Below are 26,264 nucleotides of genomic sequence, written 5' to 3'. Positions count from 1 at the left end.
CTCCATAGGTTCAGGGTTCCGGGGCTGAAGATGTCTCCAACTCCCCTATCCGCCGCTCAATCCGCAGTCTTCTGGTTTCCCAAACCTTCCTCTCATCCTCCAGCTCCCCAAGACGGTTCTGTACGTACCGCTGCAACAGCCGGCTGTCCTCTGGGCTTGCAAAATTAGACAGCCGGCGCAGGGATAATATCTGGTGTATTTCTTTTAATGAAAATCCGGCTGATTTTGACTTTTCAATCAGCCGCATATCGGCTTCGCAATCCTCATTAAAATAATATTGCCGGTTCCTTACTTCGGGAACCAGAAGGCCCAGCTCTGCATAGTACCGTACCGTGTGCTGCGGCAATTGGAACTTACGCGAAAATTCTCCTATTTTCATATAATCCTTCCCCCATTAAGAAAAACCGATGACCTCTTAAAGATCACCGGTTCCGCTTCCCTTCTATGTATAATCATCGTATCAACATACAATCATCATACCAAAGCGCTTTCCTGGCTGCGAAGCTTGACCACCGCGGACAGGTCTGTCTTTTTATGTTCCTTCTCTCCCTGGTCCAGGCAATTCTTGGCCTGTTCCTTTACCGTCTCACACTTCTGATAAAAATATTTGATGATATCTTTCCTGGTAATGATTCCTATAAAACACTTCTGATCGTCCAGAACCGGTACAAAGTTCTGGTTCAGGGCCTTTCCGATCAGATCCTCCATATCTGCGTCCGCCTTGACCGGACGGTTGTCACACCGGCGGCGGATTGCGGTCACTGGTATCCGCTCTGCCCCTTTCAAATCCAGATTGAACTGGTTCTTAATCCCCCATAACAGGTCCCCCTCGGTCAGCGTGCCCACATAACGTCCTGTCCTGCTGACAATTGGTACGGCGGAATACTTATGGTGTTCCATCTTCTCCAAAGCCTGTCTTAACGTATCATCTTCACTTATATACGCCACGTCACTTTTAGGAGTCAGGAAAAATAATATATTCATATTTTCACTCCTTCTTCCTGTATTCTCTTTCCAGTATAATGGGTGCCTCTGAACCGAATATGAACAAATTATTATAAAACTCTGAAATTTCTTAAGAAGCACCAAAACTATATCTGGTATTTTTGGCATATTATGTGAAGGGCAAGTGATACAAAGCTAAAACCTTGATTTCTCATAATTATATGGAATGCTTGTCCCCACCACCACATCCTCGATTTTTTCAAGTATAAGCCAGTCATCCATATTCCCCTGGTGGTCAAAGGCAAGAGGAGTGATTTCCCCTGCATCTTTTAACTCAACCAGGCATAGACATTTCTTGTGCCATCGTGTTTTCTGTTTCTCAGTCAGGTTCAATTTGGGCTGATTCTCCTCAAGGATTTCCGTGATTTCCTCTTCAGATAATTTTACATGGTTCTGTACAGCCTTCACTACCGCGGACGCCGTAATCCAGGAACTTCCCTTCTCAATGAAATAAAGGCGTTCCCCCTCAAAAACCCGGCTGTGGGGTATTTTCCTTCCCGCTGCCCCGCGCACAATCATTGTCTTTGTACCGGACAATATCTTATCCAATACCCTTTCACCCTTCTTGCCTGCATTATCACAATAAACCAAATGTACCATTTTCATTTCCTCCTGTCACCGGTATCCATATCTGACTCAGGTAATCCTCACCATACGGATTCCCGTCACTGTACCATTCCAGTTCCGGGCATGGCGCGTGGCGGAAGGGATATCTTACCAGCCATTCCCCGTTAAGGTATTTCCAGCCCTCCTGGATTGCCTGGGGCACCGGGCCCCTGCAGTCAAAAACAGCCCATGTCTGTTCCGGCAGTTCCAGTCCGGTCAGTCCCGGGGGAAGGATTTTGTCTGATATGACCATAATCGAATATTCCATTTCATCCATGTCCCCACCGCAAAGGCTGAACAGGCCGAACATCCCCTTTTGCGCGCCCGTGTCCAGGGAACGCAGGACCGGATAGGTACCGTCCTTTTGGCATTCACTCCAGAACCCGGGTATCTTTTCATAATGTTCCCCATCCGCACAGGAAACCCGTATGGTTTTCCCAATGAGCCGGAACCCGGCCTTCCTCTGGACCTGCCATGAAAACTGCCGTCTCTGCGCAATCTGCAATTTAGGCATCACGCGCAGCTTCACCTCATTTTCCCGTGCTTCCTTTGGGGGGATGCCATGAAACTGCTGGAATGCTTTTGTAAATGACGTGGGCGAGTTATATCCGTACTTATAGCTTATATCCACGATTTTCATGTCGGTGCTTTTCAGATCGTATCCTGCCAGCGTAAGTTTCCGGAAGCGGATATATTCAGCAAACCCCATCCCATTCATATAAGAAAATACTTTTTGAAAAAAGTCAAAGGAACAGCCTGCTATCCTTGATATCTCTTCCCTGTCAACCGGCTCTTCCCTGGCCTGCAGATTGTGTTCCACATGGTCTATGATGAGCTGCAGTTTTTTATTCCATTCCATGGCCTGCCCTCCTTTCGTTTGGACGATAGATATTTTACCATGTATCCCGGCTTCTTTCATCTCATTTTAAGTACCGGATGGATAGCATGGAACGGAAAAATAAAAACCGGCTGGTTTCCCTGCCGGTTTCCTGCTCACACATTGTCCGCTTTACTGCATATAATCCAGTGGGTCCACTGTCTTATCCTGATGCTTCATCTCAAAGAATACATTGACGCCTTCCACGGAATAATACTTGGTAGGCTCTGACACATAGCCAAGGGTCTGTCCCTCTTTCAGGTACTCTCCCTGGGCCACGCATACTTCCTTAAGCTGTCCGCAGGTTGCGGTGTACTCATTGCCCAGGTCCATGACAACATAGTTGCCGATTTCCTCATTGCTTCCCACTTCCAGGATCCTTGCATTGGCTGGCGCTGCCACCGGCGTGCTCACATCTGACTGGATAACGATTCCAGGGTTGCATTTGTACTGGTCAAGGGTGGGGAAATAAATGGTCTGGTCCATGCTGTAATCCAGAAGCACATTGCCTCTTACCGGCCACTGCATCCTGCTGGCGTCTGAAAAGTTAAGCACCAGCGCGTCTGCCGCATCCTTGCCGGCGCCTGCTTCTGCTGCCAGGTCATTGCCCTGGTTCTCGTTCTTTGCCACAGCTGCCTTGGTAGGAGCCGGGGTAACCTTCTGTGAATCCTTGACTGCATCGGATGCGCCTGCCACCTGGGCGGTTTCCGGCGTGGTTTCCTGGGCAATCATTTCTGGCTGGGGCATTTCAAGGTATGGATTTGTCTCAGTACCTTTTCCTCTTTGTACGGTAATGACACCTGCTGCGGCTACAATAGTCAGCAGGCCTAACACTAGCATGACAAGAAATAACTTATCCTTGAGCATCTGGTTTACTTTCTCTTTCACGTTTATCACCTCGGTACTATTCTTACCAAACCAGGGCGACTTATTCAGAAATGTAAGTAATATTTTTATAAAAATAACTCAGGATATCTTCTGCCTTCCAGCCGGCCTTTGCCTTCTCATTGGCAGCTGCCTGGCTTAAGCCGTAACCATGTCCGATGCCCTTTGCCACCGCCCGGATCTGGTCCTCATAGCTTTCCATTGTAAAGCAGGCGGACTGGAGTCCCAGGGCATACTGCACCTCTTCGCCGGAATAGCCGGCATTTCCAATCTGTATCTGGTCCACATAGCCCGCCGTGTCCCTGGACACAATCTGTATGGAATCCGGGATCTGTGACGCGTCCACTGAGCGGGCGCCTGTTTCCCCTTCCGGAATCCCGTTGATACGGGACACGAATTCATCTTTGGAAAATGTGGCAATCTGCATGTATCCCTCCGCTTCCACATCCCCCGGACAATCCACGTTTTCCAGGTAAGGGTGGGTAAAATCCCCCTTCCTCGTCATGCCTGCCGTGGCCCGGCAGAACATGGGGTCAATGCAGCGGTTCTCGTAGGTCATCACAATGCCGGAAGTGGCCTTTACCGCATCTTCCAGTTTCCTGTAATACTCAGGGAAACGGCTGGTGCCCCACAGGCTTTTTAACTGGTCCGCCTCCACATAGTCCATGTCCAGGGCCGACTCCGCTATCTCATCCATTTCCCCGGCCGCCTCCATCTGGCGGCAGATGTAGGTGCGCGCAATGATTGCCTGGGCCTTTAACGCCTCCGGCTCATAATCAACCGGCATCTGCCTGGCAATGACCCCGGGAAGATACTCCTCTATGTCCATATAATAAGAACCGCTGCTCCGGTCCAGCAGGATCCTGCGTTTTCCCGATACTTCCTTTTGCTGTTCATAGTGCAGCTCCTCCCCCCGGATGGTGCCTGTCCATGCAAGTGTGCCCACATAGGGGACCATTAGCCCGGTCAGGGCTGCCCATAGGATGCGTCTGTTCATGCACTCCCTCCCTCCTTTCCCTGAATGCGGCTGAAAAATCCCTCTGTCATCAATATATGTCCGGGACGGGCGCCCTATGTGCCGCCTTTTGGCGCATAAAAAAATATCGCCGCACCGGGCCGGGCCGGCGGGCGATATTTAGGATATTATATGATTTCCTGGGCGCCATGGGGCCGGGTCACTTCAAATCATAAATCCTGGTATATTTTTCCTTCAGATACCGCACATAATATTCCGGGTTAAAGTCCTCCCCTGTCACATCCTTTAATATCTGGCGGCTGGTCTTTAATTTTCCATACTGGTGGATATTTTCCTTCAGGTACTCACGGATGGCGTCAATGCCGCCGTCCGCCAGAAGTCCCTCAAAGTCCATGGTCTTCTTCATATGATAATACAGCTGTGCCCCAAAGGCGCTGCCCAGGGCATAGGACGGGAAATACCCGAAGGACCCCTGGGACCAGTGGATGTCCTGGAGCACGCCCTCTGCCGGGTTCTCAGGGCGTATGCCCAGATATTCCTCATATTTATCCGCCCAGATACCGGGCAGCTTCTCCACATCCAGGTCCTCCTCAATGAGCATTTTCTCAATCTCATACCGGATCAGCACATGAAGGCTGTAGCTCAGTTCATCCGCCTCGGTGCGGATAAGGCCCGGGGTTACTTTGTTGATGGCCTCCACGAACCGGTCCAGGTCCACCTGCCCCAGCTGGCTGGGGAACATTTCCTGCACCTTTTTATAGATGGGCACCCAGAATGCACGGTTGCGGCCAATGATATTCTCAAAGAACCGGGACTGTGACTCATGCATTCCCATGCTGGCCCCCTGTCCGGCCGGGGTAAGGGTTAAATCATCCCGGATTCCCAGCTCATAGATGCCGTGCCCGGCTTCATGGATGACGGAAAACAGGGAACTGTTCACGCAGTCCGTGTAGTGGGTGGTGATACGCACATCCTTATTGTGCAGGTTAGTTGTAAAGGGATGGGCGCTGACCGCCATGACACCGCGGTCAAAATCAAAGCCCACATACCCTGCCAGGAAACGTCCCAGTTCCTCCTGCTTTTCCTCAGGATAATCCCCTTTCAGGAAACCGTCCTCAATCTTTTTGCCTTCCTCCATTACCTTCTTGAGGAATGGCACCAGTTCCTTTTTCAGGACTCCGAAGAATTCATCCAGGTTCTCCATGGAGAATCCCTTCTCATAATCATCCAGCATGACATCATAGAGCTTTTTCCCATCCTTGGCCCGGTAGCCCGCAAACTTTTTCTGGAACCCGATGACCTTTTCAAGGGTTGGGGCAAATGCCTCAAAGTCCTGGTCTTTCTTAGCCTTGGCCCACACGCTGGTGGCCCTGGCGGTCAGGCGGGCAAATTCCTGATACTCCTCCTGGGGGATGCACATGGTCTGCTCCAGCTCCTCTGTCAGTTCCCTCACATTGGCTGCCTCTGCCTCTGACAGTCCGCCCTGCTCACGGCACTCCTTTAAAAGCTTCCTTATCCCATCGCAGGTCACTGCCTCAAAATATTCGCCTGACAGCACACCGATGACCTGGCTTGTCAGTTCCCCTGCCTCCTTTGGGGCAAGCGTCTCGTTGTCCCACTCAAATAAGGTCATGGCTGTCTTGATGGCCATGGCTTTGTCCATGTATGGTTTTAATTCTTCGTACGGCTTTGACATTTTCTCTCCTTCCTGCCCGACTGTCCATGATACAGAAACAGTAACAGGTCCTGGAAACGTGGCTGAAACGCGCTCCCATCCATATGATTCCCTGTCATTATACATCAATATACATGCGCACCGCAAATTTTATCTGTAAAAAAATACCGCTATGATTCTTACTTTTTTTCATATCAACGCATTAAAGTGCTTGCGCCATTGCTTTCAATATAGTACTATATATTCTATAGAATATAAAATAAACCGGAGACCCATCCATGATAGAAGATTTAAAAGCAGTCGGCAAGACCCCGCTCAGTGAAAAAGTATACAGCACCCTGGTGGAATCCATTGTAAAAGGCACCCTTCCACCTGGAACCAAGCTCCAGGAACAGCACGTGGCCAAACAGCTGGCTGTCAGCGCCACGCCGGTACGTGAGGCATTCCGGCGCATGGAGCGGGATGGTTTCATTGAAAGCATCCCCTACTGCGGCGTCGTGGTGAAGGAGCTGGACTATGAGGAAATCATGGATGCCTATGCATGCCGGGCCAACCTGGAGCTTATGGCGGTCCGGGAAGCCGTACATAAGATTACGGACCAGCAGTTAGACCTTCTGGTCCATCTGTCCCACAGCGCTGCCAGCGAAGATGATTTCATGAAGACCTCGGAAAACAGCAGCCGTTTCCACCAGACCATCTACCAGGCAGCGGGCAACAAGGTCCTGATCCATCTGATGGATTCCCTCAGCACCGTCATCCTGCGGGATATGAAGTATTCGGCCATGGATCCCAAGCGCGAACAGGAGATACTGTCCGAACACAAGCGCATCGTCCAGGCATTCCTTGACTGCGATGAGGAAAAGGCGGTCAGGGCCATGTCCGTCCATCTGGACAACGGGCTTGCCTATATGAAAAAGAGAAGGTAACCCTTCTTTTTTTGCCCCGATATATTCTATAGAATATTTAATATTGAATATCTGTCCTGAAATCAACATCAGGCAGGAACATATATAATACCATTGGAATGGAGGTAACAGAATGAAGAAAATACTGATGGCCCGAGGGGCCGACAAGGTGGTATCCACCTGTGTCAAAGTAAAACCGGGCGAGAAGGTGCTGATCATCACGGAAGCTTCCCGCCTGTCCATTGCGGAGGCCATTGCCGCAGCCGTATACCGGGTCCAGGCAGAGCCTATCCTGCAGGTCATGGTCCCCCGTGACACGGACGGACAGGAGCCGCCGGCTCCCATTGCAGCTGCCATGAAGGCCAGCGACGCGTTTATTTCCGTGGTGGGCAGGTCCATCACCCACACCCACGCGGTAAAGGACGCCATTGCAGCCGGTTCCCGCGGCGTGGTGCTGACCCAGTTCACCGAGGACATGATGATACACGGAGGAATTGAAGCTGATTTCGAAGCAGCCAAAACAGAATGCAAAGCCGTGGCAGCCGCGCTGGCAGGCTCAGAGGAAATCCATCTGACCACCGCCATGGGAACCGACCTTTACTACAGTGCCGCAGGAAGGCGCGGCAACGCCCTTTACTGCATGGTGGACAAGGGTGAGTTCTCAACCATACCCACGGTGGAGGCCAATGTCTCGCCTCTGGAAGGCACTGCCAACGGCGTCATCGTGGCGGACGGAAGCATTCCATACATAGGAATCGGCGTCCTGGACGAGCCGGTGCGCTGCATCGTTGAAAACGGAATGATTGTCTCCATCGAAGGCGGCCGCCAGGCCAGGATGTTAAAGGCGGACCTGGACAGCAAACAGGACCCCAATGTCTATAATGTGGCTGAGATGGGCCTTGGGCTGAACCCAAACTGCCGCTTCATGGGCTTCATGCTGGAGGATGAAGGCGTCTACGGCACCGCCCACATCGGCATCGGCACCAGCATCACACTGGGCGGCACGGTCAAGGCTGCCTGCCACTATGACCTGATCATGAAGGACGCAACCGTAACTGCTGACGGAAAAACCATTTTAAAAGACGGAAAAGTCGTACTGTAAGGAGGATATGATATATGACAAAAGAAAAAACCAGGAATAAGTCCCTGTTCAACCGTTTCTTGGACGTAGTGGAACGGGCAGGCAACAAGCTCCCCCATCCAATCGTTCTGTTCGGCCTCTTCGCCCTGGGCGTGGTGGTCATCTCCGGGCTGCTTCACGCCATGGGCGTTTCCGCGGAAGGCGAATTAATCAACAGCAAAACCGGGGAAGTGGAACACACCATCGTCACGATCAAAAGCCTGTTCAACACCAGCGGCATTGTCTACATGATGACCAATGCGGTTAAGAACTTCACCGGCTTCGCGCCGCTGGGCACCGTGCTGGTGGCCATGCTGGGCGTGGGCGTGGCGGAACAGAGCGGCTGGATATCCTCCCTGTTGCGAAAGACCGTGGAAATCACACCGGCAGCCCTTATCACACCGGTGGTGGTATTCTTAGGATGTATGTCCAATGTGGCGGGGGACGCGGGCTATGTGGTGCTGATTCCCATCGGCGCCCTGATGTTCATGGCTTACGGCCGTCACCCCATGGCCGGGCTGGCAGCCGCCTTTGCAGGTGTTTCCGGCGGATTCTCGGCCAACCTGCTGGTAGGCACCCTGGATCCCCTGCTCTCAGGAATCACCAATGAGGCCATCCGTATCGTGGACGCCAATTACACGGTACAGCCCACAGGCAACTGGTTCTTCATGTGCGCCTCCACCTTTGTCATCACCATACTTGGCACCATCATAACAGATAAAATCGTGGAACCACGCCTAGGGAAATTTGAAGGCGGGACAGATACCGCCGGTTTCACCTCCAGCTCCATGTCACAGGAAGAGAGCAAGGCCCTCAAGACAGCCAACATCGTCCTGGTGGTCATGGTCGTCGGAATGATTGCGCTGCTCATCCCCCAGTCCTCCTTCCTGCGCAACCCCGAGACAGGAAGCCTGGTGGACGGCTCTCCCTTCATGGACAGCATCATCATACTGATCGCGCTCTACTTTTTCGTTCCCGCCGTTGTTTACGGCAGGAAGGCCGGGACCTTTAAGGACCACCGGGACGTATGCGGCTCCATGAGCAAGAGCATGGCTTCCATGAGCACCTATATCTCACTGGTATTCGTGTCATCCCAGTTCATCAACTATTTTAAATACACCAACATCGGCACCATCATCGCACTGAAGGGCGCCAACTTCTTCGGCGCATCGGGAATCGGGCCAATACCGCTGATCATCCTGTTTGTCATCTTCTCCGCATTTGCCAACCTGTTCATGGGTTCTGCCTCTGCGAAGTGGACCATCCTGGCGCCAGTGTTCATTCCCATGTTCATGCTCCTTGGCTTCTCACCGGAGCTGACCCAGGTGGCGTACCGTATCGGCGATTCATGTACCAACGTCATCACCCCGCTTATGTCCCAGTTCGCAACCATCATCATTTTCGCAAAACGCTACGATGACAATGCGGGAATCGGAACCCTGGTGGCAACCATGCTTCCATACAGCCTGATCTTCCTCATCGGATGGACCATCCTCCTGGCATTATGGATGGCCTTCGGCCTTCCGCTCGGCCCCGGCGTTTCACTGATGCTGTAGGAAAGAGGAATACATATGGTCAACCGGAATCGATTACTGGAAACATTCATGGAATATGTCAGGATTGACAGTGAATCAGGAGATGAAAGGGAAATGTGCCTGATGGTGGAACAGGACCTGAAGGCCCTGGGCGCGGACGTGATACGGCAGGGAAATGCACAGGACACCCATTCCAATGGCTGGAACCTGCTGTGCACCCTGAAGGGCAGTCCCGGCCATCCTCCCCTTATCCTCTCAGCGCACCTGGATACCGTATCTCCCGGAAAGGGAATCGAACCAGTCCTTGGACAGGACGGCGTCCTGCGCAGCAAAGGCCCCACCATCCTTGGCGGGGACGACAAATGCGGGGTAGTGGCCATGGTGGAACTGGCCCGGTCCTTAAAGGACCATCCGGTTCCCCACCGCACGGTCCAGCTTATCTTCACGGTGGGGGAGGAAAGCGGACAGTACGGGGCAAAGGCCCTGGAAAAAGACCGTTCCCTCCTGGAAACGGGTAATGCCCTGGTGCTGGACTCCAGCGGTCCCCCAGGGCGCATGGTCATCTCCGCCCCAGGCCACGCCGTAATCCGGGCCGTCATCACAGGCAAGGCTTCCCATGCAGGCAACCGCCCCCTGGAAGGAATCAGCGCCATCACCACGGCTGTCCGGGCCGTGGCTGCCATGAAGCTGGGGAAGGTGGATGAGGAGACCACTGCCAACATCGGAACACTCAGCGCCGTGGGAGCCACCAATGTGGTAAACCCCCGCACGGAATTCATTGCCGAGGCCAGAAGCCGGAACAAGGAAAAGCTCAAGGCCCAGACAGACCATATGACGGACTGCCTGAAGGCTGCCTGCCATGAATCCGGCGCGGCGCTGGATTATGAAATTGAACATTTATATGAAGGGTTCGATATCCCGGAGGACCATCCCTTCTTATTGGAGCTGTCAGGGATATTCCGCTCCATGGGCATTTCCCCCTTCACCGCCTCCTCCGGCGGGGGCAGTGATGCCAACGCACTGAACGCCATGGGAATCATGGCCGTGAACCTGGGCGTGGGGATGACCAGGGGGCATTCAACGGAGGAGGAGCTGGCAGAGACAGACCTGTATGATACGGCGCGGTTTCTGTGGGAGGCAGCCATATTTCACGGGCACGACTCTTGCCGGGGCTGAGCCACATTTCCCAGACACTCCCGCGCCCGGGCTGAGCCACATTCCCAGGCAAGCCCCGCCCTGCCAGTCCGGCCATCACGCGGCGCTGTAAGCCGCAATCCCGATAAAGAACACCACGGTCATCAGCGTACCCACGGAGAGGGTGGTGGATATATAGGCCCCATCCTCCCCCGTGTCCGCAAACAGCGGTATGATAAAGGGCGCGGGCAGGGCGTACATCAGCAGCATTGCCATGAAAAGCTCCTTATCAAAGGGAGTTACCGTGAATATGACGGCGCTGCCCGCTGCCAATACCGCTGCCAGCACTGTCAGGCGGAGCAAGACCGTCTTCACCACCGGGGCCATCAGCTCCCGTCTAAGTTCCAGCTCATATCCCACCACAATCAGGATCACGCCCGCGGTGGGCGCCGTGATGAAGTCAATGAGACTTGTCACGATTCCTCCCATCTGCGAGCCAAGGATCATTCTTCCAGCTCCCGACACCCCCAGTATGATACCTGCCGCCATGCCCAGGCACGCCTTATTGGACACAAGGCTGGCAACCACGTCCCGGGCCCCTGTCTTCTGCCCGTCCGTAATCTTAAGGGCCGACAGGTACACCGTGTACGCAAACACGGTCTGGCCGATATCAACCGTCGCAAACACGGAGGTTGCGCCGCTGCCCCCAATCAGGGCAAAGAGCGCGTATCCCAGCATCCCGCCCTCTGCCGAACTGAGCAGGAAGGGCATGAAACGGTCATATGGCTTCACAAACCGCCTGGTCAGGAAACCAAATCCCAAGGCAATGCCAAATCCCGCATAGACCACCGCAAACACAAGCAGCACCCTCATACTGTAGGAGGCTGTCAGAAATGCGTTGAAAAGCACCACCGGCAGGGTGATGTTCCCAATCAGGCCCTTCAGTCCGGCCAGCCCCTTGTCGTCAATATACTGTTTTTTCCTGCACAGGCATCCCAGGCCAATCATGGCAATCACGGGCGCCACCATCTGGGCTATTTTTAAAGCCAGTTCCATTTTCCATCCCCCATTTTCCTAAAATCCTGAAACAAAAGGCAGGCCAACAACGCAGCCTGCCTTTTTTAACCAGTTGATCCGAATCCTTTTCATGTCTCAGGGCATCTTCCAACCGCGCCCCAGCCATCCTTTAGTGGATTGCATCCTCAAAGAATTCATATGCTTCCTTATCCGTAAATCCTTCATGCACAATCTTGCCGATGGCTGCCGCCATCTCCAGGGAATGGGTGCTCTGGAAGATGTTCCTTCCCATATCCACACCGCGCGCCCCTCCGCTGATTGCGTTGTAGGCCAGGGTCAGGGCTTCCTTCTCCGGAAGCTTCTTGCCGCCTGCCACTACAATGGGTACCGGGCAGGCCGCCACTATCTCTTCAAAGTTCTCACAGTAATAGGTCTTGATGATATTGGCGCCCATCTCTGCAACAATACGGGTAGCCAGCTTAAAGAACCGGTCCGTGCGCTCCATCTGTTTGCCAACAGCCACAACGCCCATGGTCGGGATGCTGTATCTCATTCCCAGGTTGATTGCCTTAGAAAGGTTCTCAATGCTGGACAGCTGTCCGTCCGCGCCGATAAAGGTCTGGATGGCCATACAGTCTGCATTCATGCGGATTGCGTCTTCGATGTCAACAGCCAGGATCTCATGGGATAAATCATCGTTGAGCATGGAGGAACCGGAAGTGGAACGCAGGGCAATGCCCTTGCCGCAGTCCGGTGACACGCAGGAACGCAGTGCCCCCCTGGTGCCCATCAGCACATCCACGTAAGGAACCAGCTTGGGAATCACCAGATCCAGACGCTCCAGGCCCGCGGTCGATCCCATGAAATATCCATGGTCAAATGCAAACATTACCGTATTGCCGCTTTTGGGGTTAAAAATGTTGGACAGATGTTTCTTCATGCCCCAGTCCAGATGATTGGCCCCCTTCACATAGAATCCTTCATTATTGGCAAAAGGAACGTTCACGTGATAATCCTTTGCAACCTTTACGCCTTCCAAATCAGCCATAATCAAAAATCTCCTTCCAAGTCTTTTCTTACAGTTTAATCAATTTTGTCCTATTTTTCAACTTAGAAGTTATAATCGTTCATGTTGTCTGCGTTGAATACGGTACGCTCAGGCAGCAACACAACGCCGTTGTTGACTTCTGCTGTGGATGCGCCTTCAACCAGGCAGTCATTTGGCATAACTTCTACTTCACCGATGCTGGGGATATCAATCTTGTCGCCTACATGTACTTCGTTGCCTGCTGCAAGGTAAGCTGCAAGGTAGCATCCCATTGCGCCCTGTACGCCGCAGTCCCAAAGGCCCCACTGCTCAATTACGCCAGCTGCGCAGTAATCCTTGATGGACATTGGGGAAGCAAAACCGGTAATTGTAACGTCATCCTTTGTAAGGCCCTTGTTCTGGGCAGCTTTACACTGTCCGGGAAGCGCGGTGGAGTCGTTACAGATGATCAGGTCAATATCAGAGTGTGCTTCCAGGATGGATGCGCCGATGGAAACAGCCTTCTCTGCATCCTGCTCTGAGTAATAGTTATCAGGAGCTACATTTTCCCAGTTGGGGAAGTTTTCCTTGATGTAGGCTTCGCCTGCAACCTGCCAGGAGTTCTGGTCAGCAACCGTTGCCTGTGAATAATGCCAGCAGTACTTAATTGTATCAGCCTTTACGTCCTTGCCGCGGTTGGTTAAGGAATCAGCGCCCATGTCAACCAGCATCTTTCCTAACAGGTCCGGTGTTCCCTGGCTTACCATCAGGGTACGGGCCGTATCGGAAACGTCTGAATCCCATGTAACAACGGTTACGCCTGCATCCTTTGCCTCTGTCAGGGCTGAATCCAGTCCGGTGGCATCCACGGAAGATACACAGATTGCATCCACGCCGCTGGCAATTGCGTTGTTGATTACATTTACCTGGTCTGCAACCGCCGCGTTGGCGCTGCCCTGGTAATCAACGGTAAAGCCCCACTCCTTGGAGTATTCCTGGGCGCCGTTATTAGCGGACTCGAAGAATGCATTGCCGGTCAGCTTGGGGATGAATGCAACGGTCAGGCCGGATACGTCCGCGCCTGCTGCCGGAGCCTCAGCTGCAGTCTCTTCCTTTTTCTCTTCCGCCTTTGTCTCAGCTGCCTCTGCCTTTGTCTCAGCCGCTGTTGTGGGCGCTGCCGTTGTAGGGGTGCTTCCACCGCCGCCGCAGCCTGCCAGTGAAACGGTCATTGCTCCTGCGAGAACCACTGATAACAATTTTTTCTTCATAATCTTGTTCCTCCTTAATAAATTATTATAGTTTTTTTGCATGTTCGTATTTACAGGGAAATCCTGTTCCCATAATACCTTTTTATTTTTTCTTTTTATGGACCAGCGCGATGATCTTCTGGTTATTCACCAGGGATCGTCCGATGACCACCACAAGCAGGATCAGGCCCACCGGGATATCCAGATACTGCTGGCTTACCTTAAAGCAGAGGGGAAGCCCGAACCTTAAGACGCCGATGACCACCGCTGCCAGGGCTGTTCCAAGGACACTTCCCTTGCCGCCCGTGCTCAGGGTTCCTCCCAGCACCACCGCCGTGATGATGGGCATGGTCAGGGTTGCGCCGATGTCGCTCTTGGCAGTTCCCAGATAGGAGGTCAGAACAATGCCTGCAACCGCCGCGCTCATGGCGGACAGCACATAGGTGCTGAGGATGACCAGCCTGCTGTTGATGCCTGAATACTCGGCCGCATTCTGGTTCACGCCGATGAGGAAGATCTGCCGTCCATACTTGGTCCTATGAAGCAATATGTAAGCAATGACGGCCAGGGCCAGGAAAATGAGCACCTGGTTGGGTATGACGCCGAACAGCTTAAACTTGGTAATCCTTATAAAGCTGTCAGGAAACCCGTTAATGCCTTTGTAGCTTTCCGTGGCCGACAGGTTGGATACCAGCAGCGCAAGGCCGGAGAACAGGAAGCTGCCACCCAGCGTTACCACCATGGGCTGGACCCCGCAGTAGGCCACGAAGTATCCGGAAAGGGCGCCGCACAGCGCTGCCACCACGATTCCAAGAAGGGCTGCCGCCCAGATGTTAAGTCCCCAGTCCTGCCAGGACACGCCCAGGACAATGGAGGTCAGGCCCACAATGGAACCGGCCTGTATATCGATTCCTCCTGTAATCATTACAAAGGTAACGAACAGGGAAATGATACAGATGGAAATCATATCATTGATGCTCCCGAACAACACCCGGGGCATCAGGAACTTGCTGTTAGCTGTTGCGAATATGATGAACTCAAGGACCAGGATACAGAGCAGGACGGTCTCCCAGCTTTTAAATGCCTTTTTCATGACTGAACCCCTCCTTTTTTATCAGCATCCGCCGCTGTCCTTGCTGACAGTATGTGGTGCCGGTTCTTCAGGATGGCCCTGTTCTGCGTTACGGTATTGATGACCACGATGGTAATCAGCAGGATGCCTGTAATGGTATTGTCGTAATCAGAGGAGAAGCCCAGGAATACAAGAATCCTGCTGATACTGGACATGATGATGGCGCCGATGGACGCGCCAATCAGGCTTCCCTGTCCTCCTGTCAGTGCAATGCCTCCCAGGACACAGGCCGCGATTGCCTTCATCTCATAGCTGTTGCCCGCGGTGGGCGTTATGAAGCCGATCCGGGAGGTGTAAATCATGCCTGCCGCGGCAGCAAATATACCGCTCAGTATGTAAGCCATGATTTTGGTCTGGGTTGCGGGTATGCCTACAAGGGTGGCGCCTGCCGCGTTGTCCCCCACGGCAATGAAGTATTTGCCCTTCTTGGTCTGTGTCAGTATCAGATGGCCTGCAACCACAATCAGGATGGTCACCGCGTAAAAGGTGGTGAGCTGCCCGGCTATCAGGGTATTGGACATCCTTGTATACTCGGCGGGAAGGTTCTCCACCCACGCCCCCTTTGTATACACATAAATCAGTCCGCGCACCACACCGTTGACGCCAAGGGTAAATATAAGGGATGGGATCTGAAGCACGGAAACCCCAAATCCATTGACAAACCCTATCACTGCCCCGATGGCCAGCGCTGCCAGTATGGCTACCAGCCAGTTGGATCCGTCCCTCAGCAGGGTTGCCCCCACTGCGGCGGACATGCCCAGGGTGGCGCCCACCGATACATCAATCTCACCCGTAAGGATGACAAAGGCGCTGCCCACTGCCAGCAATGTAAACACCACGCTGTCGTTAAAGCAGTTTAAGATGGATGTGGGCTGCCAGAAAGCCGGGTTTACACATCCCACAATGAATATCAATGCTGCCAGAAATAGAAAACTGCTCATTTCATGGGATTTGATTATCTTTTTCATTTGATTCATGTCTCTCCACCTGCTTTCATTCTTCTGCCACACCAAAGGATGCTGCCATCAGGCTGGCCTGGCTGATTTCCGCCTTGGACAGTTCTCCCTTGATACGCCCGGAAAATACCACCACTGCCCGGTCGGAAAGCTCCACGATTTCTTCCATATCAGAAGATATCAGCATGATTGCCACGCCCTGGGCCTTCAGTTTATGAATAATGGAATACACATCGCCCCTGGCCGCGGCGTCAATGCCACGGGTAGGCTCATCCAGGATGACCAGCTTGGGGTTGGTGGAAAGTGACCTTCCGATAACGATTTTCTGCTGGTTTCCTCCGGAAAGGCTTCCGGCCGTCTGGTCCTGGCCCGTTACCTTGATACGGAAATCATCGATGTAGCGCTGGGCAACTTCCCTTTCCGCTTTCCGGTCCAGGAAAAACCCGCCCATCTTCTTATCCATTAATAAGGAAGACGTTGTGTTGGCTGCCACGTCGCTGATGCCGAACAGGCCGTTCAGCCGCCTGTCCTCAGGCACGTAATTGATGCCTGCCTTCAGCACCTCTGCCGTGGAAAGACCGGTTACATCCTTACCGTCCAGGATTGCCTTTCCTTTTAAGACCTTATCCCTTCCGAATATGGTGGTGGCCAGCTCCGTACGTCCGGCGCCCACCACTCCGGCCACTCCCAGTACCTCGCCGGGGTATACCTTCAGGTTCACGTCCTCGAATCCGTATCCGGAATAATGCTGCAGTTCAAACACCGGCTTCAGGCCTTCGTAGTGAATGGACCCAGCCGTGTCCTTGCCGTCCTTTAATTCAGATTCATCCATATTGGGAGGAAGGAGTCCCTTTACCAGCATCTCCCTGGAAAAATCAGCAACGCGTCCTTTTAATGTAATGATACCGTCCCTCATGATTGCCACATGGGTGGCTATCTGGAACACCTCCGCCAGACGGTGGGTTATGTAGATGATCCCAATGCCCTTCTGCTTTAAATCCTCCACTATCTTAAAAAGGCTTTCCACTTCGTCAAATGTCAGGGCGCTGGTAGGTTCATCCAGAATCAATACCCTTGCGTTCCTTAAAAGCCCCCTCAGCAGCTCAACCAGCTGCTGCTCTGCAATGGAAAGGCTCATGGCCTTCCTGGTCAGGTCCAGGTGCCAGCCAATGTCATCCATGATCTGGATCAGCCGCTTCCTTAAGGGACCTGTCTTTTCCTTGAAACCGATCAGCACGTTCTCCTCAACCGTCATGTTGGGAAAAAGCATGGGTTCCTGGGGTACCATGTAGACCCCTTTTGCAAGTATGACCGAAGGTTTGAAGGTACTTATCTTCCCGCCTGCAATCACAAGCTCCCCTTCGTCAGGCTGGTAGATACCCATGATGATCTTCATCAGGGTGCTTTTTCCAGCACCGTTCCCACCTATCAAAGCCAGCACCTCGCCCTTACCAACATCCAGGTCAATTCCTTTTAAAACTGCGTTTAAGCCAAATGTCTTAAAGACGCCGCGGGCAGAAAGCAGCATGTCTTTTGAATCACATGTTCCTGCTTGACTCATGTTTACCCTCCTTAGCGCATCTGTATTTATCGTTTTTGATATTTTTGTTTGTTGATAAAACATTTGTAACACTTGTAAGTATACGGGAATGACATAAGTTTGTCAAGGGGTTTTCAGCATTTTAACATGATTTACGCGAATCCGCCCGGACCATTTTTAGTGGTTTGTACCTTTTACTTTTCTGTTTTGCCTTATTTTTTCACGAATTAGTGCGCATTTATTAAGGTTCATTCCCCTATTTCATGTGTATTTCCCCCAATTTTGCATATTGACATTAATGTTGCCCTTTGATATACTAATGTCAAAGTAAACATTTTATTTGAATCAAAACATTTGTTTCACTTCTTTTCTATTGTTTGGCTTCATATGTTTTGCTTCATAATATAAATCATGTTACAAATCGTGATACAGGAGGTGTTAGGGCCGGTATGGATTATGAAGATTCCTTAATCGTTAAAACAGCCTGGTACTATTATATAGAAAACATGACCCAGCAGAAGATTTCCGAGAAGCTGGGGATATCCCGCATGAAGGTCATCAAGCTGCTGGAAAAGGCCAGACAGACAGGGGTGATTCAGTTTAAGATTTCTCCTGAGCGGAGCCAGCAGCTGATGCTCGAACAGAAACTCACCACCCAGTGGAACTTAAAGGATGTCTTCGTGGTACCCACCCCGCCGAACGGCTCCAACCTTAACGAGACCATTGCCCAGGCAGCCGCCATGTATATCGGCGACAGGCTGACGGAGAACATGTTCATCAACATGGGATACGGGGACACCCCCAGCAGGGTGCTGAACCATCTGGCCACCATAGCCGAATCCCCCATCTCCGTGGTTTCCCTCACAGGCGGGGTCAGCTATTACCTGCCCAATATCCGTTCCAACATCTTCAATGCCAAGCTTTACCTGTACCCCGCCCCCCTTCTTGTATCCTCCAAGGAGATGTGCAAGGCCATGCGTGACGAGCCGCCCATCCAGGAGATTGCAAGGATGGTCCGCCTGGCCACCATGACCGTGGTGGGAATCGGGGCCATGAACGAGGATGCAACCATTATCTCCAACGGTATCTTGAATCCCAATGACTTCCTGTACCTTTCCATGCAGGGAGCGGTCGGCGATATACTGACCCACTTTTTTGACAAGGATGGCAGCCCTATCCACAGCGACATCGAGGAACGGCTGTTCAGCACCTCGTTGAATACATTGAAGAGCCTGAATAATGTAATCGGCATATCCGGCGGTCCCCAGAAGGTGGATGCCATACGCGCCGCCCTCAGAGGCAGTTATCTGGATGTTTTAATCACGGATGAGGACACTGCGATGCAGCTGATTGATTTAGATTAAAGGAGAAATCAAAAAGGAGGAGTTACATATGTCAAAGAAATACTTTCTTGCTGTTGATGCCGGTACAGGCAGCGTCCGGGCGGTCCTGTTCGATCTGGACGGCAACCAGGCCGCATGTGTGCAACAGGAATGGGAGCACAAGGAAGACCCCAGATATCCGGGCAGCATGGATTTTGACTGGACATACAACTGGGAACTGACCTGCGGATGCATCCGGGGCGTACTGAAGGAATCAGGAATCGCGCCGGAAGAGATTGCAGCCGTCTCCACCACCTGTATGAGGGAGGGGATTGTACTCTACGACGGATCAGGCAGGGAAATCTGGGCCTGTGCCAACGTGGATGCCAGAAGCGATGATGAAGTGGGCCGCCTGCGCCAGGCCTATCCCGGCCAGGAAAAGGAACTGTATCTGGAGTCCGGACAGACCTATGCCCTGGACGCCCTGCCACGTCTTCTGTGGGTCAAGGACAAGATGCCGGAAGTATACGAAAAGCTGGCCTATGTGGGCATGTTTAATGACTGGCTCATCTATAAGATGACCGGGGTCCTGGCCGTGGAACCCAGCAACGGTTCCACCACCGGCCTGTTCAGCCTCAAGAAGAGGGACTGGGATCCTACCATTGCAGAGCGCTGCGGACTGCGCACCGACATTTTCCCCGAGGTACGCGAGTGCGGCTCCACCGCCGGGACCGTGACAGCCCAGTGTGAGGCCCAGACAGGACTGGCCCAGGGCACGCCCGTGATTGTGGGCGGCGGCGACGCCCAGTTAGGCTGCATCGGCGTAGGGGTGGTGAAGCCAAACCAGGCAGCTGTCTTTGGCGGCAGCTTCTGGCAGTATGAGTACAACACAGGGGACGGCCAGACCGACCAGGACTGCCGTGTCCGCGTCAACTGCCACGCCGTACCGGGCGTATGGCAGTACGAGGCCCTTGCATTTAAACCCGGCCTTGTGATGCGATGGTTCCGGGACGGCTTCTGCCAGGCCGAGAAGGAGCTGGCAAAGCTTGAGGGTACGGACCCTTACGATGTGATGAACCGGTATGCCAAGGATATACCGGCCGGATGCTACGGCATGATGTGTACATTTTCCGATGTCATGAACTTCATCAGCTGGAAGCATGCTTCGCCCACCTTTACCAACTTTGAACTGGACCCGGTGCGATTCTCTAAGTACACGTTCTACCGCGCCATCCTTGAGAACACAGCCCTGGTCACCAGGGGCCATCTGGACCTGGTCCGGGAGGCCACTGGCAACCAGCCTGAGGAAATCATTTTCGCAGGAGGCGCTTCCAAAAGCCCGCTGTGGTGCCAGATACTGTCCGATGTGCTGGGACTTCCCGTGAAGGTCCCGGTTGTCAAAGAGGCAACAGCCCTGGGCGCCGCCATCCTGGCAGGCTATGGGGTAGGGATATACGACGACATGTCAGAGGCAGCCGGGAAGCTGGTGAAATGGGACACCACCTATGTCCCTGATATGGAGAACCATAAGATTTACTGTGAAATGTATGAACAATGGCGCAAGGTTTACAAGGCTCAGCTGGATATCTGCAACCAGGATCTGACCAAGAGCATGTGGGCTGCCCCAGGATTATAGAATAGGAGGACATATTAAGATGTTTATTGTAAATGAGAGTGAGAAAGAATACCGCTTCGGCAATAGCGGCCCCAAATACCTGATGAAAGGCCCGAGGATGAATTTTGCAGTGGTGCAGTTCCAGCCAGGGGAGGATTTTAAGGCGCATTACCACAATATCATGGAGGAGAACTTCTTTGTCCTGGAAGGAGAAATCGACATTGTGGTCGACGGGACCGTGCATCATTTAAAACAAGGGGATCTGATTCATATAGAACCTTCTGAAATCCACTACTGCGTCAACTCTTATGATAAGACAGTGAAGATGATATCCACATTGGCTCCTTATCAGGAAGTGGATAAGGTGGAGATTGAGGATTATACTTATTGATGGGATACCGTTTGGGGAAGGGTCCGGCTGTGGATATGGCCGGGCCCTTTTTTCATTCCTTTATTGAAAGACTATAGATAATCTGGTAGAATAGTTATCAGGAAAGCACTCATGACAGGAGTGGCAACCTCCTAGACTTGTAAAACCGGTTCGCCGGAATACATAAGAAAGGAGGTAGCGCCTATGACAGCATATGAGATTATTTCAATCTTCATAGGGATATTGGCTTTGTTAATATCCTTTGGTAGTCTGATCGTAGCGATTATCGCCTTTCTCGACAAGAGAAAAAAGCGTAAATAAAATGCCCACCCTGTCTGGTCCACAGGGTGGGCGGTGTCCGTAAGGACATTTAGAATCCCCATCTAGGAGCATCCACTTTTGGAGTGGGTGCTTTCTTTTACACTTCTATTATAGTCAATCCTCATCTTGATTTCAAGTGATTCTTAGAAATTCCTTCTTAATTTTCACCTCCTGTATACACGATACGCTGATTGGACATGCCAAAATACACAGTCTAAATACCGATACCCTTTTTATATAGAAGAAAATCCTTTGTTTTCAAGCCATTTCAAGTGATAAATATGATTCTGCTTTTCTTGTTGTATAGGCTGCACAGGCTCTTAAAAAATCAATGTTCTTTCTATCCGGGCTTACTAATAATAAAAATTCCTGCTCTTTCATTCACCTGCCTGACTGCCTGCCAAAAGCCGAAAGCCTTGATTTTCTTTATTTTTAGTAAATGTCCTTATTGCGCCCTCGCTGAAGCGGGTGTTCCGGCCTTGGCTGCCCTGAAATGCTCACCTGTAAAATCATCTTTTGCAGTTTCCAAATCTTCCTTTGCAACTATAAGACGATGCATGGCAAGGTCCCTAGGATTTCCACTATTAGGTAGCATACAATTCGACCCCCTCATTTTTTACATTCTTATAAAAAGGGTCCGCCGGAAGCCAGTATTGGAAATGATTTATATTTTTAACAATCGGCATAATCAGAATGTCATGGTCCAGATTAAAATCAAAGGTTATGTCAGAAACCATACGCCCTTTTTGTTTTATGGTATCCTCCGATGAATCCACAAGAATCATAATATCTATATCTGAGGATTCGGTATAATCTCCCCTTGCATAGGAACCATATAAAATAACAGCCTTTAATTCACGCCCATATATCTCATGTATTCTATTCACGTACTGAAAAAGTACATCTTGGGTCTGATTTTGCAAAATACCACTTCCTCTCTGTTTTACGTTTTGGCATATATCAGCTGTATCTCTTTTCATTATATCCGATTGATGAATGCCTTACAACATTTTCCGGAATCTAAACCAGAAAAAATCAGCTAAGAAGGATTTTCTGCAGATATTATTTGAACATTTCTGAATTACAGGGGTTACTTCATCTCTTTGGAGTCAAATCGGAGTCAAAAGGGCGCCCTGCCCTCGCAGAACGCCCTTAATTACGTCACTATTCACTTAAAAATACTTCTTGCTTCCCCAAAGATTACTCTTCTTCAAATCCAGATACTCATTATATGCTTTTTCCAGTATCTGCTTCTCATTCGAAAACTTCAGCAGATGGTATGCTTCATAGAACTTATAATATCCGGAATCCAGAAAGTACTCTTCCCGCTGTGGTTTGCTGTAATAGCTGTCGGCCATCATCAGATACCAGTGTACGTCCTTTTCCACCACGTCCTGTGGGGTGTTGAATGAATATTGGCTCTTGCCGATATACTTGATAATGGATGCACTGACACCGGTCTCCTCCTTTACCTCGCGGAGCGCCGTTTCCTTATACTCTTCGCCAGCTTCTACTGTTCCCTTAGGCAATACCCATCCTTCATACTTATTCTTATAGTTCTTGTAAAGGACGAGAATCTTCCCTCGAAATATAACCACACCGCCGCAGCTCGTTGCCTCAATCATTGCAATTCCTCCTGGTGTTGGTGTGAACCTGGCCGTGCTGTCGCCATACCCGAAAGTACGGCGGCACTGACCATAACTGGTCTTAGTATACAACTTTTGGAAAGGATATGCAAGGTTTATCTGTGTTTTGGGGCTGGGAGGTAACTGGTAATTCATTTGGTAATTCATCATGTTCACACTTTTAGTAATTTATTTTAATCCGCCAAGGCAGAATAAACCAAAACAGATTGCCGGCACAGCCTTCCATCCGAAAAAAAGGATACCCCCGCATATTACACAAGGTATCCTTTCTGCCAATCTCCTATCTATCCCGCCTGTCCTATCCAGATATCATTCCAGGCCACGCGGGCTTTTCCAAATCCCCACAGGTCTTTCCAAATTCCCGCAGGCTTTCCAGACCGATGCAGGCCTCTCCAAGCCTTCTCAGGCTATTCCAGACCCACGCAGGTTTTTCAGATTCCCGCAGACTTTCCCAGGCCCACGCAGGCCTTTCCCAGCCTCTCACAGGCTTTTCCACCCACGCAGGCTTCCTCAATACTGCCTCAACCCCCTGATACTGAGTTCAGCGCTCTCAAGCACATCAATCTTACTGTTATCCTGTTCTACAACGACCCATGAAAGCCCCAGCGCCTTTGCGCAGGAGAGAATCCGCAGGTTATTCATGTTCCCGGTGCCGATGGCGCAGAATGTAGGCGCTTCCTCCCCATCATCCGAAACCGTGCCGCCAAGGCTCTCATAATCCTTGACGTGGATCATTTCAAGCCGGGATTTCTTCCCTTCCATGTAATCCACGGGATCCACCCCTGCGAAATAGGCCCAGAACGTATCCAGCTCCAACCCCACCGAATCATCCGCAGATAAAATGGAGTCCAGGACATAGCCGTTCCCGCCTGCATCCTCCTTGAATTCAAAATCATGGTTGTGGTACAGCAGGCGCACGCCGTATTTCCTGCCGAGGGCAATCAGATCCGGAATCATGTCCTTTATCTTCTGATAGCCTTCCCCGGTACGAAGCCCGGGCGCCAGCCAGGGAATCGTCAGGCAGGGGATTCCGGCCTCCTTGGCATAGATGAATTCCCCCTCTGCATTCGCTTCCCACCGTTCCAGCTGGACATGGGAGTTGCACGCTTCAAGGTTGCAGCCGGCAAGCAGTTCCCTCATCTCGCCTGCAGTTATCCCCTGATAGCTGCAGAATTCCACACCGTCATATCCCATGGCTGCAATATTTTTAATTGTATCAATCAGTCCTTCTTTGGTTTTACATAAAGACTGGGCAGAGTATAACTGATATCCCATTTTCATGAGCCGGTTCCCCCTAAATCAATCGTAGTCGTTTGCAACCTGAAGGCTGTTTTCCGTGTACTGCATTATCTCAATTTCATTCCCTTCGGGATCCTGGACATAGAAGCCGTAGGAATTACACTGGCCAATGGTTCCCTCCTCGGCAAATGGCTTGGTAAAGGGTTCTTCCATCCACTCAGGACCGTGCCAGAGCGTAAGGCCCTTGTCCTCCAGTTCCTTTGCCGCCTGGAAAATATCCTCTACCAGCAGGCATACATGGTGGAATTCCTGGTTTTTGGTGTCGTTCCTGCCGATATAGGGCACGTTAAACAGCTCGATGAATTCCTTCGGGGCGATTTTCATATAGCTGATCCACTCATCCCCCGGCTTTGCTTCTAACGGATATCCCTTCTCCAGGTAGCCGTCGATGATGTCCTGCTCAAAATTGATGGTGAACAGCTTCTCAAGCCCCATTACCTCCTCATAAAACTTTACCATTTTAGGGTAATCATTGCAGCAGAATGTGCAGTGGCTCAATCGATTGATATATTTTCCCATTTTCTTTTCCTCCCGTTTTATAATTCCTTGTCATTTACAATCTGCAGGCTGTCAGGTGTGAATTCCATTAATTCCCACTCCCCGCCCTCAGGGTCAAACACGAACATACAGTGGCTCTTGCAGAGTCCCACGGAATCATCCGGCGTACGTCCCACCGGAAGGCCTTTTCCTTCCTCCAGGTCCTTTACCGCTGCAAAACGGTCATTCACCTCAAAGCATACATGATAGTGGGAGCGCTCACAGCGCTTCTTTGTGCCGTCGTAATAGTCCAGACGGTCAGACGGGATTTCCGGGATTATCTCTATGTACTGTCCCGGCGCCACACGGAAATAGGAAATCCATGTCTCCCCGTGTTCATTAATTAAATCAAATGCCTTCCTGAATCCCATTGTCTCCGTAAAAAATTCTTCCAGCTTTTCCAGATTGTTCTCCCTGCAGCGAAGCGCCACATGACCAAGTCCCTTGTATTTGATTGCCATAATCTCTCTCCTTTTCTTTTATGCCCACCACATTTGTGCAGGTTCTTCTTCTATAATTATATCCTGTAAGAATTGAACTGCCTTTTCCAAGCCTTCCTTTACCGACATAAGGCTGTCCTCATGTTCAATGGATACCACCCCGTCATATCCCGTCATCCGGAGCGCGGATATGATATCCTTCCAGGTCTGGCTGTCATGTCCGTAACCAACGGTCCTGAAAAGCCAGCTCCTGTTAATCTCGTCCCCATATGGTTTCGTGTCCAGGACTCCTGTCCTGGCCGTATTCCCCTTGTCAATCCGGCAGTCCTTGGCATGCACGTAATGGATGGCATCGCCCAGTTCCCGGATGGCGGATACCGCATCCATCCCCTGCCAGAACAGATGGCTGGGGTCAAAGTTGGCCCCTATCACATCGTCGGTGGCCTCCCTCAGGCGCAGCATGGTTTCCGTATTGTAAACGCAGAAGCCGGGATGCATTTCAATGGCAACCTTTACCCCTGCGCGCTTTGCAATGGCCGCCGCTTCCTTCCAGTAAGGTACCAGCTTTTCATTCCACTGGTAGTCCAGCACTTTCATGAAATCCTCCGGCCAGGGGCAGGTAACCCAGTTAGGGTAGTGGGACCCGTCCGAATCGCCCGGGCAGCCGGAAAATGTCACGATGGTGTCCACCCCCAGCTCCTGTGCCAGGGCCACGGTATCAACAAATGCCTTATGGTCCGCTGCCGCTATCTTCTTATCCGGATGAATGGGATTGCCATGACAGGATAAAGCAGATATCACCATGTCGTTCTCTTCCAGAAGCTGTTTTAATTCCTTGATTTTATCCGGGTTTCCCAGAAATACATCCGGATTGCAGTGCGCGCTGTTCGTCACCCTGCTGGTTCCCAGTTCCACCGCCTTCACGCCCAGGCCGTGCAGATAAGGAAGCACGTCCTTTAATGGCTGGGATGCAAATGGTACTGTTAATGTTCCGATTTTCATACTAAAACTCCTCTCTCACGGAGCCTCCGCTGCAGAAGGCTGCTCCGAATACTCCTATTACCGTCTTGGGCAGAT

General features: G+C 51.5%; 28 protein-coding genes. 8 read left to right on the top strand and 20 right to left on the bottom strand.

What is annotated here, in order from left to right:
- Positions 1–10 precede the first annotated feature (10 nt).
- From LK536_RS55355 to LK536_RS55325, 7 genes are all read right to left on the bottom strand, one after another.
- A complete protein-coding gene (locus tag LK536_RS55355; RefSeq protein WP_025485923.1) occupies positions 11–379 on the bottom strand; it encodes a MerR family transcriptional regulator in 369 nt (122 codons plus the stop codon).
- Between the two features lie 95 nt (positions 380–474).
- Positions 475–984 carry a CBS domain-containing protein gene (locus LK536_RS55350; RefSeq protein WP_008719176.1) on the bottom strand — a complete coding sequence of 170 codons (510 nt, stop codon included), beginning with the start codon at positions 982–984 and terminating at the stop codon, positions 475–477.
- Between the two features lie 156 nt (positions 985–1,140).
- A complete protein-coding gene (locus tag LK536_RS55345; RefSeq protein WP_025485922.1) occupies positions 1,141–1,605 on the bottom strand; it encodes a hypothetical protein in 465 nt (154 codons plus the stop codon).
- Positions 1,583–2,470: an AraC family transcriptional regulator gene (locus LK536_RS55340; protein WP_227796639.1), complete on the bottom strand. Its 888-nt coding sequence runs from the start codon at positions 2,468–2,470 to the stop codon at positions 1,583–1,585. Before LK536_RS55340 ends, LK536_RS55345 begins: the two co-directional genes overlap by 23 nt.
- Before the next feature lie 150 nt (positions 2,471–2,620).
- Positions 2,621–3,376, bottom strand: a complete 756-nt coding sequence (locus LK536_RS55335) for a M23 family metallopeptidase (RefSeq protein WP_025485920.1) — start codon at positions 3,374–3,376, stop codon at positions 2,621–2,623.
- A 40-nt stretch (positions 3,377–3,416) separates the two neighbouring features.
- A complete protein-coding gene (locus LK536_RS55330; RefSeq protein ID WP_227796638.1) occupies positions 3,417–4,370 on the bottom strand; it encodes a SpoIID/LytB domain-containing protein in 954 nt (317 codons plus the stop codon).
- Positions 4,371–4,548: 178 nt separating this feature from the next.
- Entirely contained in the window at positions 4,549–6,045 is a 1,497-nt protein-coding gene (locus LK536_RS55325) for a gluzincin family metallopeptidase (RefSeq protein WP_227796637.1), read from the bottom strand.
- A 257-nt stretch (positions 6,046–6,302) separates the two neighbouring features.
- On the opposite strand from LK536_RS55325, the gene LK536_RS55320 reads away from it, so the two are divergent.
- The 4 genes from LK536_RS55320 (at position 6,303) to LK536_RS55305 (ending at position 10,760) form a co-directional block, all read left to right on the top strand.
- The gene (locus tag LK536_RS55320; RefSeq protein WP_008719198.1) at positions 6,303–6,950 is read left to right on the top strand and encodes a GntR family transcriptional regulator; all 648 of its coding nucleotides are present in this window, start codon (positions 6,303–6,305) and stop codon (positions 6,948–6,950) included.
- Between the two features lie 112 nt (positions 6,951–7,062).
- Positions 7,063–8,031, top strand: a complete 969-nt coding sequence (locus LK536_RS55315) for an aminopeptidase (RefSeq protein WP_025485917.1) — start codon at positions 7,063–7,065, stop codon at positions 8,029–8,031.
- A gap of 14 nt (positions 8,032–8,045) precedes the next feature.
- Positions 8,046–9,605 carry an AbgT family transporter gene (locus LK536_RS55310; RefSeq protein WP_008719202.1) on the top strand — a complete coding sequence of 520 codons (1,560 nt, stop codon included), beginning with the start codon at positions 8,046–8,048 and terminating at the stop codon, positions 9,603–9,605.
- 15 nt (positions 9,606–9,620) lie between these two features.
- On the top strand, positions 9,621–10,760 hold the full coding sequence (locus LK536_RS55305; RefSeq protein ID WP_227796636.1) for a M20/M25/M40 family metallo-hydrolase: 1,140 nt from the start codon (positions 9,621–9,623) through the stop codon (positions 10,758–10,760).
- Between the two features lie 75 nt (positions 10,761–10,835).
- On the opposite strand, the gene LK536_RS55300 is transcribed toward LK536_RS55305, so the two are convergent.
- The 6 genes from LK536_RS55300 to LK536_RS55275 all read right to left on the bottom strand — a co-directional run bounded on the left by LK536_RS55300 (position 10,836) and on the right by LK536_RS55275 (position 17,658).
- Positions 10,836–11,774: an AEC family transporter gene (locus tag LK536_RS55300; RefSeq protein WP_227796635.1), complete on the bottom strand. Its 939-nt coding sequence runs from the start codon at positions 11,772–11,774 to the stop codon at positions 10,836–10,838.
- 130 nt (positions 11,775–11,904) lie between these two features.
- Positions 11,905–12,783, bottom strand: a complete 879-nt coding sequence (gene lsrF / locus LK536_RS55295; protein ID WP_227796634.1) for a 3-hydroxy-5-phosphonooxypentane-2,4-dione thiolase — start codon at positions 12,781–12,783, stop codon at positions 11,905–11,907.
- A 62-nt stretch (positions 12,784–12,845) separates the two neighbouring features.
- Positions 12,846–14,030, bottom strand: coding sequence for a substrate-binding domain-containing protein (locus LK536_RS55290; protein ID WP_025485914.1), 1,185 nt, complete (start codon positions 14,028–14,030; stop codon positions 12,846–12,848).
- A gap of 82 nt (positions 14,031–14,112) precedes the next feature.
- Entirely contained in the window at positions 14,113–15,102 is a 990-nt protein-coding gene (locus tag LK536_RS55285) for an ABC transporter permease (RefSeq protein WP_227796633.1), read from the bottom strand.
- On the bottom strand, positions 15,099–16,118 hold the full coding sequence (locus tag LK536_RS55280; RefSeq protein WP_227796632.1) for an ABC transporter permease: 1,020 nt from the start codon (positions 16,116–16,118) through the stop codon (positions 15,099–15,101). The genes LK536_RS55285 and LK536_RS55280 overlap by 4 nt, the downstream gene beginning before the upstream one ends.
- Positions 16,119–16,134: 16 nt before the next feature.
- Positions 16,135–17,658: a sugar ABC transporter ATP-binding protein gene (locus LK536_RS55275; RefSeq protein WP_227796631.1), complete on the bottom strand. Its 1,524-nt coding sequence runs from the start codon at positions 17,656–17,658 to the stop codon at positions 16,135–16,137.
- Positions 17,659–18,086: 428 nt separating this feature from the next.
- On the opposite strand from LK536_RS55275, the gene LK536_RS55270 reads away from it, so the two are divergent.
- The 4 genes from LK536_RS55270 (at position 18,087) to LK536_RS55255 (ending at position 21,265) form a co-directional block, all read left to right on the top strand.
- The gene (locus LK536_RS55270) at positions 18,087–19,001 is read left to right on the top strand and encodes a sugar-binding transcriptional regulator (RefSeq protein WP_025485912.1); all 915 of its coding nucleotides are present in this window, start codon (positions 18,087–18,089) and stop codon (positions 18,999–19,001) included.
- Positions 19,002–19,029: 28 nt separating this feature from the next.
- Positions 19,030–20,595: an autoinducer-2 kinase gene (lsrK, locus tag LK536_RS55265; protein ID WP_227796630.1), complete on the top strand. Its 1,566-nt coding sequence runs from the start codon at positions 19,030–19,032 to the stop codon at positions 20,593–20,595.
- Positions 20,596–20,614: 19 nt separating this feature from the next.
- Positions 20,615–20,965, top strand: coding sequence for a cupin domain-containing protein (locus LK536_RS55260; RefSeq protein WP_008719223.1), 351 nt, complete (start codon positions 20,615–20,617; stop codon positions 20,963–20,965).
- A gap of 183 nt (positions 20,966–21,148) precedes the next feature.
- Positions 21,149–21,265, top strand: coding sequence for a putative holin-like toxin (locus LK536_RS55255; protein ID WP_420315240.1), 117 nt, complete (start codon positions 21,149–21,151; stop codon positions 21,263–21,265).
- A gap of 258 nt (positions 21,266–21,523) precedes the next feature.
- Here the strand turns inward: LK536_RS55255 and LK536_RS55250 are convergent, their stop codons facing one another.
- The 7 genes from LK536_RS55250 to LK536_RS55220 all read right to left on the bottom strand — a co-directional run bounded on the left by LK536_RS55250 (position 21,524) and on the right by LK536_RS55220 (position 26,189).
- On the bottom strand, positions 21,524–21,646 hold the full coding sequence (locus LK536_RS55250) for a hypothetical protein (protein ID WP_268886793.1): 123 nt from the start codon (positions 21,644–21,646) through the stop codon (positions 21,524–21,526).
- Positions 21,647–21,849: 203 nt separating this feature from the next.
- Positions 21,850–22,245 (bottom strand): nucleotidyltransferase domain-containing protein, encoded by a 396-nt coding sequence (locus LK536_RS55245; protein ID WP_331472246.1) that lies wholly within the window; start codon positions 22,243–22,245, stop codon positions 21,850–21,852.
- Between the two features lie 192 nt (positions 22,246–22,437).
- Complete coding sequence (locus LK536_RS55240) at positions 22,438–22,890, bottom strand: NUDIX hydrolase (RefSeq protein WP_002567924.1); 453 nt, start codon at positions 22,888–22,890, stop codon at positions 22,438–22,440.
- A gap of 531 nt (positions 22,891–23,421) precedes the next feature.
- Positions 23,422–24,192 carry a sugar phosphate isomerase/epimerase family protein gene (locus LK536_RS55235; protein WP_227796629.1) on the bottom strand — a complete coding sequence of 257 codons (771 nt, stop codon included), beginning with the start codon at positions 24,190–24,192 and terminating at the stop codon, positions 23,422–23,424.
- Positions 24,193–24,210: 18 nt separating this feature from the next.
- Positions 24,211–24,729, bottom strand: a complete 519-nt coding sequence (locus LK536_RS55230; protein WP_227796628.1) for a VOC family protein — start codon at positions 24,727–24,729, stop codon at positions 24,211–24,213.
- A gap of 17 nt (positions 24,730–24,746) precedes the next feature.
- Positions 24,747–25,208 carry a VOC family protein gene (locus LK536_RS55225; protein WP_008719245.1) on the bottom strand — a complete coding sequence of 154 codons (462 nt, stop codon included), beginning with the start codon at positions 25,206–25,208 and terminating at the stop codon, positions 24,747–24,749.
- A gap of 18 nt (positions 25,209–25,226) precedes the next feature.
- The gene (locus LK536_RS55220; protein ID WP_025485896.1) at positions 25,227–26,189 is read right to left on the bottom strand and encodes a sugar phosphate isomerase/epimerase family protein; all 963 of its coding nucleotides are present in this window, start codon (positions 26,187–26,189) and stop codon (positions 25,227–25,229) included.
- Positions 26,190–26,264 lie beyond the last annotated feature (75 nt).

The organism is Clostridium pacaense (assembly GCF_020709765.2).
GTDB lineage: Bacteria > Bacillota > Clostridia > Lachnospirales > Lachnospiraceae > Enterocloster > Enterocloster hominis.
Note: the sequence above shows the minus strand (reverse complement) of the source record. Positions and strands in the feature narration are given on the sequence as shown.

Coding starts and splice junctions, on each gene's coding strand:
- LK536_RS55355 (WP_025485923.1), bottom strand. CDS start 379: ATGAAAATAGGAGAATTTTCGCGTAAGTTCCAATTGCCGCAGCACACG.
- LK536_RS55350 (WP_008719176.1), bottom strand. CDS start 984: ATGAATATATTATTTTTCCTGACTCCTAAAAGTGACGTGGCGTATATA.
- LK536_RS55345 (WP_025485922.1), bottom strand. CDS start 1,605: ATGGTACATTTGGTTTATTGTGATAATGCAGGCAAGAAGGGTGAAAGG.
- LK536_RS55340 (WP_227796639.1), bottom strand. CDS start 2,470: ATGGAATGGAATAAAAAACTGCAGCTCATCATAGACCATGTGGAACAC.
- LK536_RS55330 (WP_227796638.1), bottom strand. CDS start 4,370: ATGAACAGACGCATCCTATGGGCAGCCCTGACCGGGCTAATGGTCCCC.
- LK536_RS55325 (WP_227796637.1), bottom strand. CDS start 6,045: ATGTCAAAGCCGTACGAAGAATTAAAACCATACATGGACAAAGCCATG.
- LK536_RS55320 (WP_008719198.1), top strand. CDS start 6,303: ATGATAGAAGATTTAAAAGCAGTCGGCAAGACCCCGCTCAGTGAAAAA.
- LK536_RS55315 (WP_025485917.1), top strand. CDS start 7,063: ATGAAGAAAATACTGATGGCCCGAGGGGCCGACAAGGTGGTATCCACC.
- LK536_RS55310 (WP_008719202.1), top strand. CDS start 8,046: ATGACAAAAGAAAAAACCAGGAATAAGTCCCTGTTCAACCGTTTCTTG.
- LK536_RS55305 (WP_227796636.1), top strand. CDS start 9,621: ATGGTCAACCGGAATCGATTACTGGAAACATTCATGGAATATGTCAGG.
- LK536_RS55300 (WP_227796635.1), bottom strand. CDS start 11,774: ATGGAACTGGCTTTAAAAATAGCCCAGATGGTGGCGCCCGTGATTGCC.
- lsrF (WP_227796634.1), bottom strand. CDS start 12,783: ATGGCTGATTTGGAAGGCGTAAAGGTTGCAAAGGATTATCACGTGAAC.
- LK536_RS55290 (WP_025485914.1), bottom strand. CDS start 14,030: ATGAAGAAAAAATTGTTATCAGTGGTTCTCGCAGGAGCAATGACCGTT.
- LK536_RS55285 (WP_227796633.1), bottom strand. CDS start 15,102: ATGAAAAAGGCATTTAAAAGCTGGGAGACCGTCCTGCTCTGTATCCTG.
- LK536_RS55280 (WP_227796632.1), bottom strand. CDS start 16,118: ATGAATCAAATGAAAAAGATAATCAAATCCCATGAAATGAGCAGTTTT.
- LK536_RS55275 (WP_227796631.1), bottom strand. CDS start 17,658: ATGAGTCAAGCAGGAACATGTGATTCAAAAGACATGCTGCTTTCTGCC.
- LK536_RS55270 (WP_025485912.1), top strand. CDS start 18,087: ATGGATTATGAAGATTCCTTAATCGTTAAAACAGCCTGGTACTATTAT.
- lsrK (WP_227796630.1), top strand. CDS start 19,030: ATGTCAAAGAAATACTTTCTTGCTGTTGATGCCGGTACAGGCAGCGTC.
- LK536_RS55260 (WP_008719223.1), top strand. CDS start 20,615: ATGTTTATTGTAAATGAGAGTGAGAAAGAATACCGCTTCGGCAATAGC.
- LK536_RS55255 (WP_420315240.1), top strand. CDS start 21,149: ATGACAGCATATGAGATTATTTCAATCTTCATAGGGATATTGGCTTTG.
- LK536_RS55250 (WP_268886793.1), bottom strand. CDS start 21,646: ATGAAAGAGCAGGAATTTTTATTATTAGTAAGCCCGGATAGAAAGAAC.
- LK536_RS55245 (WP_331472246.1), bottom strand. CDS start 22,245: ATGAAAAGAGATACAGCTGATATATGCCAAAACGTAAAACAGAGAGGA.
- LK536_RS55240 (WP_002567924.1), bottom strand. CDS start 22,890: ATGATTGAGGCAACGAGCTGCGGCGGTGTGGTTATATTTCGAGGGAAG.
- LK536_RS55235 (WP_227796629.1), bottom strand. CDS start 24,192: ATGAAAATGGGATATCAGTTATACTCTGCCCAGTCTTTATGTAAAACC.
- LK536_RS55230 (WP_227796628.1), bottom strand. CDS start 24,729: ATGGGAAAATATATCAATCGATTGAGCCACTGCACATTCTGCTGCAAT.
- LK536_RS55225 (WP_008719245.1), bottom strand. CDS start 25,208: ATGGCAATCAAATACAAGGGACTTGGTCATGTGGCGCTTCGCTGCAGG.
- LK536_RS55220 (WP_025485896.1), bottom strand. CDS start 26,189: ATGAAAATCGGAACATTAACAGTACCATTTGCATCCCAGCCATTAAAG.